This is a genomic window from Providencia sp. PROV119 (assembly GCF_028482435.1).
Lineage (GTDB): Bacteria > Pseudomonadota > Gammaproteobacteria > Enterobacterales > Enterobacteriaceae > Providencia > Providencia stuartii.
The window spans coordinates 84551-96580 of the sequence record NZ_JAMPQL010000013.1 but is presented as its reverse complement, the minus strand read 5'-3'; the positions used below and the strand labels follow the sequence as shown (position 1 = coordinate 96580).

At 43.8% G+C, this 12030-nt stretch carries 12 protein-coding genes; 2 read left to right on the top strand and 10 right to left on the bottom strand.

Translation table 11 applies throughout. The features are described 5' to 3' along the window. Window positions 1-71 precede the first annotated feature (71 nt). Window positions 72-713, top strand: coding sequence for a LysM-like peptidoglycan-binding domain-containing protein (locus PSF11_RS12400; protein ID WP_004915675.1), 642 nt, complete (start codon window positions 72-74; stop codon window positions 711-713). A 404-nt stretch (window positions 714-1117) separates the two neighbouring features. Here the strand turns inward: PSF11_RS12400 and rplI are convergent, their stop codons facing one another. From rplI to nsrR, 7 genes are all read right to left on the bottom strand, one after another. Further along, a complete protein-coding gene (rplI, locus tag PSF11_RS12395; protein ID WP_004915671.1) occupies window positions 1118-1567 on the bottom strand; it encodes a 50S ribosomal protein L9 in 450 nt (149 codons plus the stop codon). Between the two features lie 38 nt (window positions 1568-1605). Further along, window positions 1606-1833, bottom strand: coding sequence for a 30S ribosomal protein S18 (gene rpsR, locus PSF11_RS12390; protein WP_000135199.1), 228 nt, complete (start codon window positions 1831-1833; stop codon window positions 1606-1608). Between the two features lie 4 nt (window positions 1834-1837). Further along, window positions 1838-2155 carry a primosomal replication protein N gene (priB, locus tag PSF11_RS12385; RefSeq protein ID WP_071599631.1) on the bottom strand — a complete coding sequence of 106 codons (318 nt, stop codon included), beginning with the start codon at window positions 2153-2155 and terminating at the stop codon, window positions 1838-1840. 8 nt (window positions 2156-2163) lie between these two features. Next, on the bottom strand, window positions 2164-2559 hold the full coding sequence (rpsF, locus tag PSF11_RS12380; RefSeq protein ID WP_004915670.1) for a 30S ribosomal protein S6: 396 nt from the start codon (window positions 2557-2559) through the stop codon (window positions 2164-2166). A 156-nt stretch (window positions 2560-2715) separates the two neighbouring features. Continuing rightward, window positions 2716-3465 (bottom strand): 23S rRNA (guanosine(2251)-2'-O)-methyltransferase RlmB, encoded by a 750-nt coding sequence (gene rlmB, locus PSF11_RS12375; RefSeq protein WP_060561485.1) that lies wholly within the window; start codon window positions 3463-3465, stop codon window positions 2716-2718. Window positions 3466-3532: 67 nt separating this feature from the next. Continuing rightward, the gene (gene rnr, locus PSF11_RS12370) at window positions 3533-6007 is read right to left on the bottom strand and encodes a ribonuclease R (protein ID WP_040132542.1); all 2475 of its coding nucleotides are present in this window, start codon (window positions 6005-6007) and stop codon (window positions 3533-3535) included. 42 nt (window positions 6008-6049) lie between these two features. Continuing rightward, window positions 6050-6472: a nitric oxide-sensing transcriptional repressor NsrR gene (gene nsrR, locus PSF11_RS12365; RefSeq protein WP_014657306.1), complete on the bottom strand. Its 423-nt coding sequence runs from the start codon at window positions 6470-6472 to the stop codon at window positions 6050-6052. A gap of 455 nt (window positions 6473-6927) precedes the next feature. On the opposite strand from nsrR, the gene PSF11_RS12360 reads away from it, so the two are divergent. Continuing rightward, complete coding sequence (locus PSF11_RS12360; protein ID WP_004915659.1) at window positions 6928-8130, top strand: mechanosensitive ion channel family protein; 1203 nt, start codon at window positions 6928-6930, stop codon at window positions 8128-8130. 63 nt (window positions 8131-8193) lie between these two features. On the opposite strand, the gene PSF11_RS12355 is transcribed toward PSF11_RS12360, so the two are convergent. The 3 genes from PSF11_RS12355 to hflK all read right to left on the bottom strand — a co-directional run bounded on the left by PSF11_RS12355 (window position 8194) and on the right by hflK (window position 11965). After that, window positions 8194-9495 (bottom strand): adenylosuccinate synthase, encoded by a 1302-nt coding sequence (locus tag PSF11_RS12355; protein ID WP_014657305.1) that lies wholly within the window; start codon window positions 9493-9495, stop codon window positions 8194-8196. A 251-nt stretch (window positions 9496-9746) separates the two neighbouring features. Continuing rightward, window positions 9747-10748 (bottom strand): protease modulator HflC, encoded by a 1002-nt coding sequence (gene hflC, locus PSF11_RS12350; RefSeq protein ID WP_004915648.1) that lies wholly within the window; start codon window positions 10746-10748, stop codon window positions 9747-9749. A 2-nt stretch (window positions 10749-10750) separates the two neighbouring features. After that, the gene (hflK, locus tag PSF11_RS12345; RefSeq protein ID WP_004915644.1) at window positions 10751-11965 is read right to left on the bottom strand and encodes an FtsH protease activity modulator HflK; all 1215 of its coding nucleotides are present in this window, start codon (window positions 11963-11965) and stop codon (window positions 10751-10753) included. Window positions 11966-12030: the final 65 nt, after the last annotated feature.

Here is a 12030-nt window from a genome sequence, read left to right as displayed (position 1 = left end):
TCAGTGCTAGTATTCTTGTTATCACAAGTTATTTTGCCTGTTGTTAGGGTTTCCTCAATCAAGGAGGAGTCATGTTTAAACTTTCAATATTTCATCGTATTGGTATTGCTGTTTTAACGATCATTATCATCGCGGCGTTTTTTATACCTGTCGATGACAAAAACAGCGATCAGCAAATAGCACAAAATCAGCCACAACCTATTGTAGTTCCACCACCCACAGCACCGGAAATTGTGACCCAAGCCCCTTCGGAGGAGCCAACCATCAGTAGTGGAACAGACGACACACAAACGCGTTTACCTAATGAGCCTGAAATTATTCAAGAGCCTCCCGTTGAAACCGTTCCACCTACCACTGTCGAGCAACCTAAGCAACCGGTCACACCATCAGAGCCAAAACAGACCACACCAACAGAGCAAGAGAAGCGTCCAGCTACGCGTCCTTCCACTAATAATTGGCAAAATTATCAAGTCCAAAAAGGAAAAACACTGGCTCAGTTATTTCGTGATAATCATCTGCAAGCCAACGATGCATTTATCATGGCACGCGTTGAAGGCCCAGAAAAACCATTGAGTAACTTGCGCCAAGGGCAGAAAATTCGTTTGAAAGCGAATGCCAAAGGTGAAGTACAGCTTTTAGAAGTGACAACTGCGGAAGGTAAAACGGTTAGTTTTGCCCGTTTAAGTGATGGTAGTTACTACCGTACACCTTAGTTATTCGTTAAAACATTAACGCTCCACTATCAGGCAATAGCTGGGGCATTAATGTTTATACAAAAAATCCCATTTCGCTTTATGCCACATACTGTCAATCAACCTTACGCGGTAAATTTGCTATTACGCAATCGCATTTAGCTCGATTGCTCCGACTCTAACTCACACTTGAGAAAATTAGGCTATTGCCATTTTCTATCAAAGTCGCAAATCAGTGGTATCACTGTACTTGATATAGGATGGAGTGGTGTGAATAAGGTTATTTCGTGGAAAGCAGCAGGATAGGTAAAACGCTCACGACTTTTAAGTAAAAATAACGGTTTTTAGGCAATAAAAAAACACCGGACAAGCCGGTGTTTTTTTGTACCATCGAATAAGTCCGATAGTACTACCATCATTTTTGATTACTCAGCAACGATGATAACGTTCAGCTCAGCAAAAACATCGCTGTGTAACTGGAAGTGAACTTCGTGGTCACCAGTAGTACGCAGAACGCCGTTTGGTAGGCGAACTTCGCTTTTCGCGATTGCAACGCCTGCTGCAGTGACTGCATCAGCGATATCACGAGTACCGATAGAACCAAACAGTTTACCTTCGTCACCTGCTTTAGAAGCAATAGTCACAGAGCCCAGTGCATTAACAGCTTCTGCACGAGCTTGAGCTGCTGCCAGAACTTCAGCCAATTTAGCTTCTAGTTCAGCACGGCGAGCTTCGAAGAATTCGATGTTTTTCTTAGTTGCAGGAACAGCTTTGCCCTGTGGAACTAAGTAGTTACGAGCATAGCCCGATTTAACGTTAACCTGATCACCCAGGCTACCTAGGTTAGCTACTTTATCAAGCAGAATAACTTGCATTACCTTATCCTCTTAAAGTCGTTAATGGACTGTACCAATTACTGATGACGATCAGTATATGGCAACAGAGACAGGTAGCGAGCGCGCTTGATAGCACGAGCGAGCTGACGCTGATATTTTGCACGAGTACCGGTGATACGGCTTGGTACAATTTTACCACTTTCAGTGATATAGTTTTTCAGCGTTGCGATATCTTTATAGTCGATCTCTTGAACGCCTTCCGCTGTGAAACGGCAGAACTTGCGACGACGGAAATAACGTGCCATATGGCTAGTCTCCAGAATCTATCAAATCAATCTGCTCGGCATGAAGAACCAGTTTACTCAGTCCATTGCGCCCTTGATGGGTACTAATAAAACCTGTCACTGTAATTCGACTGCCGACCGTTATACTGTGAGTATGGGCTTGTAAGGCTTGTCCGCTAACAATGATGGGCATTCTGCACCATGCTTGCCGAGTCAATCCCGCTTCCTGTTGTTGTGAACGATGTTCTAAAACAAACTGGCAGTGAGGAATACCCGACGGACTCACTTTTCGAATTAATGCTTTACAGACCGTGCCTGTGAGCACCAAACGATTAGTGAACACCTGCGCAATTACTCTTCAGAATCCCCAGCTTCTTCAGCTTCTTCATCCTGATATTCATCAGCCAGGTCACGGCTACGACGTTCGTCTTTAGCTTTAACCATTGGAGAAGCTTCTGTCACCGCGTGTTTAACGCGCATAACCATGCTGCGGATAACGGCATCGTTGAAGCGGAAGTTAGTTTCCAGCTCATCAATCGCTTCCTGTGGAGCTTCTACGTTCATCAGAACATAGTGAGCTTTGTGCAGTTTATTGATTGGGTAAGCCAGTTGACGACGGCCCCAGTCTTCCAGACGGTGGATCTGACCTTGTGCGTTAGTGATTGTCGCACTGTAACGCTCGATCATGCCCGGAACCTGTTCGCTTTGGTCAGGATGGACCATAAAAACGATTTCGTAATGACGCATTAGTAGTTGCTCCTTACGGATTATTCAGCCTCCTGTCAGGGTTAACCGCGGCCCGCGGAGGCAAGGAACTTGTTGAGTGCGGCTAAAAAATTGACGCGTAACTATACCCATCCCTGAGAAAAAACTCAAGGGATGGAGACAAATATCAGAGAATATTTATTCTACGGCTGACTTCTCGGCACGTTGACGAACCGCTTCAAACAAACAAATCCCTGTTGCAACAGAGACATTCAGTGACGAAACCGTACCCGCCATAGGAATGCTGATCAACTCATCACAATGTTCACGAGTCAAACGGCGCATACCTTCACCTTCCGCTCCCATCACCAATGCCATTGGCCCTGTGAGCTTACTTTGATAAAGCGTATGATCGGCTTCACCAGCAGTACCAACAATCCACACATTGTACTCTTTTAACAGACGCAATGTTCTGGCTAAGTTTGTCACACGGAATAGCGGAACACTTTCAGCCGCACCGCATGCCACTTTTTTTGCTGTCGCATTTAACTGTGCAGACTTATCTTTTGGCACAATCACCGCATGAACACCAGCGGCATCAGCACTACGCAAGCATGCCCCTAAGTTATGAGGATCAGTAACACCATCTAAAACTAATAAAAAAGGCGTGTCTGTACTTTCAAGAAAATCAGGTAAATCACCCTCTTGGTACTGTTTACCCGGCAACACTTTCGCAATGATCCCTTGATGAACCGCGCCTTCTGTTTGTGCATCCATCCATTGACGATTCGCCACTTGTACAACAATACCCAGTGACTCGATTTCCTGGATAATCGGCATTAGACGGCGATCTTCACGCCCTTTTAAAATATAGACTTCTTTGAACCGTGATGCGTCACGATCAAGCAAGGCTTTCACCGCATGAATGCCGTAAATAATTTCGCTCATAAATATCTTTTTTGTTGATAGAATTCAAGGTGGCATTACGCCACCTTATTTGATTCAGCAGGGTCAATTACCCTTCTTGCTTCTGGGCTTTTTTCGCTGCACGTTTTGCTTTTAATTTTGCACTGATTTTCTTCGTTTTGTCAGAGGCTTTTTTACCTTTCGCCTTTGTCTCTGCCTTCTTACCCGCTTTTTTATCCGTTTTCTTGCCATTTTTGTCTGAGCGACGGAATGCTGAATCAGGCTCGAAGTTTTTATCTCGGCTTACATCGCGTTTACCACGCGCGGATTTAGTAGCATTTTTGACTTCTTTTTTCATTTTATCGCGGGCTGTTTTACCCGGATTTTTAGCTTTACGTGTCGTTGAAATCAACGCGAAATCAATCGTACGCTCATCCATATGCACGGCTTCAACACGAATTTCAACTTCATCACCAAGTCGATATGTGGTTCCCGATGATTCACCAATCAAACGTTGACCCACAGCATCATAGCGATAGTAATCGTTATCCAGCGTCGAAACATGCACTAAGCCATCAATGAACAAATCATTAAGGCGTACAAAGAAGCCAAAGCCTGTCACACTGGTAATCAACCCAGTAAACACTTGACCAACTTGGTCTTGCATAAAGTCACATTTTAACCAATCCGCCACATCGCGAGTCGCCTCATCGGCACGGCGCTCAGTCATTGAGCAATGTTCACCTAACTGCAACATACTATCCATATCGTAGTGCCAGCCACCTGTTGGCGTCCAACGATGATCGGTATGCCCCTGCTCTTTAGCCAGTAAGTACTTGATACCTCTATGCAACGTTAGATCAGGATAACGACGAATTGGCGATGTAAAGTGAGCGTAGGATTTTAAAGCAAGCCCAAAGTGACCTCGGTTTTCTGGATCATAAATGGCTTGCTTCATTGACCGCAAGATCATGGTTTGCAGCAACTCATGGTCAGGACGGTCAGCCACTTCATTCATGACCTGTGCATAATCTTTCGGCTCCGGTTTCATTCCCCCCGGCAAGGTTAACCCTAACTCACTAAATACAGAACGTAAATTCATCACGCTCTCTTCTTTCGGGCGATCATGCACACGATACAATGCAGGCTCTTCATGTTTTTCAACAAAACGAGCCGCCGCAATGTTGGCTAAGATCATACACTCTTCAATCAGTTTATGAGCATCATTACGCTCTACAGGCTCAATACGCTCAATACGACGTTCAGCATTAAAGATAAACTTCGCTTCTTCAGATTCAAAAGAGATGGCCCCGCGGTCAATACGTGCATTATCTAACGTTTTATACAGAGCATGAAGCTGTTCAATATGAGGCACTAATGCTTTGTAGTGTTCGCGTAACTCTTCATCACCTTGCAAGATTTTCCATACTTTAGTGTAGGTTAATCTTGCGTGAGAGTTCATCACCGCTTCATAGAATTTATATGATGATAAGCGACCAGATGCCGACACGGTCATTTCGCATACCATACACAAGCGATCGACACCTGGATTCAGTGAACACAGGCCGTTCGATAACACTTCCGGTAACATCGGAACAACTTGTGATGGGAAATAGACCGAGTTACCGCGGCTACGCGCCTCATCATCAAGGGCGGTTTGTTGACGAACATAATAGCTAACATCAGCTATCGCAACCCACAAGCGCCAGCCACCGCCTTTTTTCGGCGCACAGTGTACTGCATCATCAAAGTCACGAGCATCTTCACCATCGATAGTCACGAGTGGCAAATCACGTAAATCGACGCGGCCTTTTTTAGCAGACTCTGGTACTTGTTCATTTAAGTCAGCGACCTGCTTTTCCACTTGAGGGGGCCATGTATGTGGGATTTCATGGGTACGCAAGGCAATTTCGACTGCCATTCCCGTTCCCATACTTTCCCCTAATACTTCAATAATATGACCTACCGCCTGAGAGCGACGCTGTGGTCTCGTGATTAATTCAACCACCACCACGTTCCCCATTCGCGCACCATTAATTTGGTCTTTAGGGATCAAAATATCGAAGCTTAAGCGGCTATCATCAGGCACAACAAACCCCATACCTGACTCAATAAAATAGCGACCAACAATTTGGTTATTACGAGGCTCAAGGACACGGACCACACGTACTTCTGTACGCCCTTTACGGTCCTGACCATAAGCTTGTGCTAAAATAACATCACCGTGCAATGCACGTTTCATTTCGTCTTGTGACAAATAGTAATCTTCTTTTTTACCTTCAACTCGCAAGAAGCCATAACCATCACGGTGACCTATTACTTTTCCTTTGAGGAGGTCTAAACGCTCAGGTAGTGCGTAACATTGGCGGCGGGTAAACACCAATTGCCCATCACGCTCCATTGCACGCAGGCGACGGCGTAATGCTTCTAACTCTTCTTCAGAAGAGAGGTTTAATAATTGTGCAATTTCTTCACGTTTTGCTGGAGCCGAGCGCTTAGTGAGGAGTTCGAGAATGAATTCTCTGCTAGGAATTGGGGAGTCGTATTTTTCTGCTTCTCTTTCCTGAAAAGGATCGCGTGACATCGTTACCTCCGTTGTCATCAGAATTTGTAATTACCGCATCATTTAATCAAGCAGTAATTGATAAAGCGGGCTGTTGTCTTTCACCATATCAGCCAGCGTATGTTTATCGAGTTCTTTTAAAAATTGTTGTATTGCCTGATGAAGCACACCCTTCAAACGGCAGGCTGGCGTAATATGACAAAATTCACCACTACAGTTCACCAGTGTCAGAGGTTCCAGAGCTCTTACTACATCCCCAACACGGATCGTTTCCGCGGGTTGGCCTAGGGTGATCCCGCCATTTTTACCTCGCGTTGCTTTAACATAACCAAGATGACTGAGCTGATTAATAATCTTAACCATATGATTGCGGGAGACTCCATAAACTTCAGTAACTTCTGTGATACTGGTCATTTTCCCTTCAGGAAGGGATGCCAAGTAAATCAGAGCACGTAACCCATAATCTGTAAAACTCGTTAGTTGCACAATCACCTCAAAATTTCGGCTTTGCCAATGGTTATCTGACCTTACCGACTTATTAATTTCAAATTGTAGCGACATCACACCCCGTTACTGTTTTATACCCAATAACTACGACGAATAACGCTTTAATTTGCAACCATAAGCGACCTTTTCATTCTAGTTTAGCTTACCACAAAGAGGTAATATCCCCTCAATAACAATACATATCTATGATTATTTGCCATTATGCGGTGTTTTATTGACATAATTTGACTAATAATATGTCAATAGCGAGTAATGCCATAACGCTAATCATACCTATAATAACATAGATTGCTAAGGCCACTCGTGGATTTGCACTATCTAAAAGGATATTAGAGTGAACCGAAAACCTATATATCACTTTTATCATCAATTCTTTTTAGTTTGCTCATTTTATAATAAGCCATCAGCACATTGAGGATATGATGTAGGATACTATGGAACAACTTGCTGAAATTTATAATGTTATCTCGAACAACACCCTATTAATGACCTCGCTTTTAGTCGTGATCCTGCTGCTCACTTGGTTTGTGGGAAAAGTGATTTTTTTGCGGTTTGCCCGACGGTTGCTACCGTTACTGACTAACTTAACCGATGATGACTTGATTGATGGTGTTGCGAAGAAAATAGCCTCGATTGTCGCTGTAACCTTGGTACTTTACCTTAATCAGTTGCTGCCCTCATTCTCCGATGAAGTCAATATAACCTTCAAAACCATTTGTTGGTCGCTCATTGTGATCAATGGTGCAGGGCTAGTCAATGATGGCCTTGATGTCTTTATTTTACGGCAAACGACCCGAACTTTGCATCGAAATAACTCCATCAAAGGGTATATTGAAATCGCCAAAATTATTGTTTGGATTATTTCATTTATCCTTATTATCGCATTAATGACGGACCAGTCACCTGTCATTATTATTTCCAGTTTTGGTGCAATCGCAGCGGTATTAATGTTTGTATTCCAACATACCTTACTGTCGTTTGTAGCAAATATTTTAGTTTCTAATGGGAAAGTCTTAAAACTTTATGATTGGATAGAGCTACCAAGTAGTAATATTAGCGGTGAAGTCATCGATATCGCACTGCACACCATCACCATTCGTAATTGGGATAACACGATTTCACGTATTCCGACTAAAGATTTTCTCACGGAGAAATACACAAACTGGCAACCCATGTTCTCTTCGGGTGGCCGTAGGATTAAGCGTAGTTTTTATATCGACCAATCATCAATTGAATTTGCAACCGAAGCGTTATTGAATGAATTAAAGAATACGGCACCACTGCGTAAAAGCCTAGAAACGATGCTCGAAGAGAAAGGCGAACTCGGTAATATCAATGAATGGATGATTGACAATGGCGTGACCAATCTCCAACTGTTTAGAAAATATATTTTGAATTGGATAAAAATGCGTGGAGATGTCAGAGCTGATATGTATTTAGTGATCAGAACCATGCCACCAACACCTAATGGTCTTCCTGTCGAAATATACTGTTTTACTCGTTCCACAACTTGGGTGGATTATGAAGAAGTGCAGTCGGAAATATTCGAGTACGTCAACGCATCCGCTAAATATTTCAAATTACGGATCTATCAACACCCATCCGGTAGCGATTTAGCCCATTTAAAACGTGATTAATTGATAAAAAAAACACCGAAATATTCGGTGTTTTTTCTCTAAACCTAAAGATTAGGCTCGATATTATTCAGCGTCAAACGGGTCGCGTAAGATCATCGTTTCAGAACGATCAGGACCTGTTGAGATGATATCAACCGGAACACCAGTCAACTCTTCAACACGCTTGATATAGTCTAACGCAGCTTGTGGTAACAGCGCTCTGTCTTTCACACCGAACGTTGTTTCGCTCCAGCCTGGTAATACTTCATAGACAGGCTCTAAACCTTCCCACTCATCAGCAGCTAATGGTGTTGTTTCAAGAACAGTACCATCTGGACGACGATAGCCTACACAAATTTTTACTTCTTTCAGGCCATCTAAAACGTCTAGTTTCGTCATACAGAAGCCAGACAGTGAGTTGATCTGAACAGCACGGTTAATCGCCACGATATCTAACCAACCCGTGCGGCGCTTACGACCTGTTGTTGCACCGAACTCTTGGCCTTTTTCACGTAGGAAATCACCCGTTTCGTCAAATAACTCAGTTGGGAATGGACCAGCCCCTACACGAGTAGAGTAAGCTTTAATGATACCCAAAACATAGCTTACATAACGTGGGCCTAAGCCTGAACCTGTCGCAACACCACCCGCGGTTGTGTTGGAAGAGGTCACGTACGGATAAGTACCGTGGTCAATATCCAATAAAGTGCCTTGTGCACCTTCGAACATGACTAATTCATTCTTCTGATGTGCTTTATAGAGCAGATCAGAAACATCAACTACCATGCCAGTCAGAATATCAGCGACTGCCATGATATCATCAAGGGTTTTCTGATAATCAACAGCGGGTTCTTTATAGTAATTCACCAACTGGAAGTTGTGGTATTCAACAATTTCTTTTAGTTTTTCAGCAAAGGTTGCTTTGTCAAACAGATCGCCAACGCGCAGGCCACGGCGAGCAACTTTGTCTTCATAAGCAGGACCAATACCACGACCCGTAGTACCAATCGCTTTCGCGCCACGCGCTTTTTCGCGCGCATTGTCTAATGCGATATGATAAGGCAGGATCAGTGGGCATGCTTCAGAAATACGTAAGCGTTCGCGAACAGGAACACCGCGATCTTCTAATTGCTTCATCTCTTTCATCAATGCGTCAGGCGCGAGTACGACACCATTAGCAATAATGCTGATGACATTTTCACGAAGAATACCGGATGGAATTAAGTGGAGAACGGTTTTTTCACCGTTTACAACAAGAGTATGGCCAGCATTATGGCCGCCCTGATAGCGAACTACATATTTAGCACGCTCTGTCAGCAAGTCGACGATCTTGCCCTTTCCTTCGTCACCCCATTGGGTGCCCAGTACGACAACGTTCTTACCCATTTCAAAATACACTCGGTTGCTTAAAAATGAATTCTACCATCTAAAATAATCTGTTCCAGTGATTTTTTGCACAGCAAAAAATTTTTTTCTGGAAAGCAAGAAAAAATGGCCTTTTTTATTTCTGTCATCAATCCAACTGATAGCGACCAGATTAGACAGCATTAGTTTTCCCTGAAAAATCTAATACTTAAAGAGACAGACGTAAAAAAAGCCCGCGAAGCGGGCTTTTCTTTATTAGCTTAACAGTTATTTTAATCCGTTGCACGCAACTTGGTTGGTGCTTTCATAAAGCGGAAGAAGTCTGTGTCTGGGCTTAATACCATCACGTCCTCACCGCTATTAAAGCTGTGCTCATAGGCACGTAAGCTACGGATAAAGGCATAAAACTCTGGGTCTTGGTTGAATGCGTCAGCAAACAGTTTTGTTGCCATCGCATCCCCTTCACCGCGTAGAGTCAATGCTGTACGTTCAGCTTCTGCTAACGTTTCAGTCACAGTTTTATCAGCCACCGCTCGGATCTTCGTGGCTTCTTCTTGGCCTTGTGAACGATGCTGACGTGCAACCGCTTCACGCTCTGCACGCATACGCGCATAGATAGCCTCAGAAACTTCGTTCGGTAACTCAATACGTTTGATACGAACGTCAACAACTTCAATCCCTAAAGCAGCCATACTGTTTGCGTTAGCGACTAACGGCGTTAAGTTAGTCTCTTCTTCAACGCGCGCTGCCGCAGAAGCAATCTCTGCATCGACTTCCTTAGTCGATTCATCAGATGCTGAACCTACGTTCAGAGCTTCGCGTACATCAACAGTCAAACGACCACGTGAGTCTGTAATAATATCTTTAACACTCAGACGACCAAACTCAGAGCGCAAACGGTCACTAAACTTACGTTTTAAGAATGTTTCAGCTTGATCTGAGCTACCACCACCCGTTGCCACATAATAACGGCTAAAGTCAGTAATGCGCCATTTCAGGTAGGAGTCTACCATCAAGTCTTTGTTTTCACTTGTCAAATAGCGGTCAGCTTGGATTTCCAATGTCTGAATACGCGCATCAAGCATTTTCACCGTTTCGATGAAAGGCACTTTAAAATGCAAACCTGGCTCATAAATGATAGGTTTATTGTCAGCGTCACGCACAACCTTACCAAAACGCAGCACAATACCGCGATCGGCTTGAGGGACAATAAAAATGGATGCGTAAGCGACTGCCAAAATAGCAATAATAATAACAATTAGCGAATTACGCATGATTATTGTCTCCCTACTCGAACAGTATCACCGCGCACATTACTGCTTTGCTGTGCAGGCTGAGTACCCGAAGATGATGAATTGTTAGTCGTATTTGGATTCATCACTTTTGGTTCTAAGCCCGTTTTTGGTGCTGCTGTATTGTTGTTATTACCACGCATTAATTGCTCTAATGGCAGTACTAACATGCTGTTACTCTTATCATTAGCGATAACTTTACGTGTATTACTTAAAACACGCTCCATGGTATCAATGTAGAGTCGTTCACGGGTAATTTCAGGTGCTGCACGATATTCAGGCAACATTTTTGCAAAACTTGCAACCTCACCCTCTGCTTTAAAGACCACACTCGCCTTATAAGCTTCAGCTTCTTCGATCAGTTTTTGCGCATTACCTTTTGCCATTGGTAGCACTTCGTTCCGATAAGCATGTGCTTCACGAATCGTTTTTTGCTCTTCTTCCCGTGCTGCAATTACGTCATCAAAGGCAGCCTTAACATCTTCAGGCGGACGAGCAGCTTGGAAGTTAACATCGAGTACCGTAATCCCCATTTTGTATGGCTCTATCGTCGCTTCCAGATCCCTTTGTGTTACATCACGAATAAATGCTCGATTCGTTGTAAGCACTTGTTCCATCGCTGACTGACCGATTACGCCACGGACTGCACTATCAAGTGCCTGACGTAAGCTGTTATCAGGGTTAGTGACGCTGAATAGATATTCTTTAGGATTAGTCACACGATACTGCACGTTCATCTCAACGCGGATCACGTTTTCGTCTGAGGTTAACATCATACCATTCGTCGCTTGTTCACGAACGGTTTCAACGTTAACTGGAATCACTTTATCAATAAAAGTTGGTTTCCAGTTCAAACCAGGTCCGACAATACCACTGTATTCACCAAAGCGTAGTATCACACCTCGGTCACTTTCCTTGATGGTATAAAAACCTGAACCCGCCCATACAACGACGACTGCCGCGAGAGCCAATACACCAAAGCGACCGCTGATTTGGAATGGCTGTTTATTATCACCATCACCACCACCGCTGCCGCCTTTTTTACCGCCAAGCTTGTTGCTCAGCTTACGAAAGAGATCGTCGAGATCAGAAGCCCCACGTTTTCGACCACCTTTATTCCCGCCAGAGTTGCCGCCTTTATTGCCGCTTCCCCACGGATCGCGGTCTTGTCCGTCATTACCGGGCTGATTCCACGCCATGTTTTAGCTCCATATCTTTATGATTGATTTTTCGGGTTAAGAGCAACAAATAACTCTTAATATCA

Excerpts from the sequence above, each read along its gene's own strand:
- PSF11_RS12400 (WP_004915675.1), top strand. The coding sequence starts at position 72 with ATGTTTAAACTTTCAATATTTCATCGTATTGGTATTGCTGTTTTAACG.
- rplI (WP_004915671.1), bottom strand. The coding sequence starts at position 1,567 with ATGCAAGTTATTCTGCTTGATAAAGTAGCTAACCTAGGTAGCCTGGGT.
- rpsR (WP_000135199.1), bottom strand. The coding sequence starts at position 1,833 with ATGGCACGTTATTTCCGTCGTCGCAAGTTCTGCCGTTTCACAGCGGAA.
- rpsF (WP_004915670.1), bottom strand. The coding sequence starts at position 2,559 with ATGCGTCATTACGAAATCGTTTTTATGGTCCATCCTGACCAAAGCGAA.
- rlmB (WP_060561485.1), bottom strand. The coding sequence starts at position 3,465 with ATGAGCGAAATTATTTACGGCATTCATGCGGTGAAAGCCTTGCTTGAT.
- rnr (WP_040132542.1), bottom strand. The coding sequence starts at position 6,007 with ATGTCACGCGATCCTTTTCAGGAAAGAGAAGCAGAAAAATACGACTCC.
- PSF11_RS12360 (WP_004915659.1), top strand. The coding sequence starts at position 6,928 with ATGGAACAACTTGCTGAAATTTATAATGTTATCTCGAACAACACCCTA.
- PSF11_RS12355 (WP_014657305.1), bottom strand. The coding sequence starts at position 9,495 with ATGGGTAAGAACGTTGTCGTACTGGGCACCCAATGGGGTGACGAAGGA.
- hflC (WP_004915648.1), bottom strand. The coding sequence starts at position 10,748 with ATGCGTAATTCGCTAATTGTTATTATTATTGCTATTTTGGCAGTCGCT.
- hflK (WP_004915644.1), bottom strand. The coding sequence starts at position 11,965 with ATGGCGTGGAATCAGCCCGGTAATGACGGACAAGACCGCGATCCGTGG.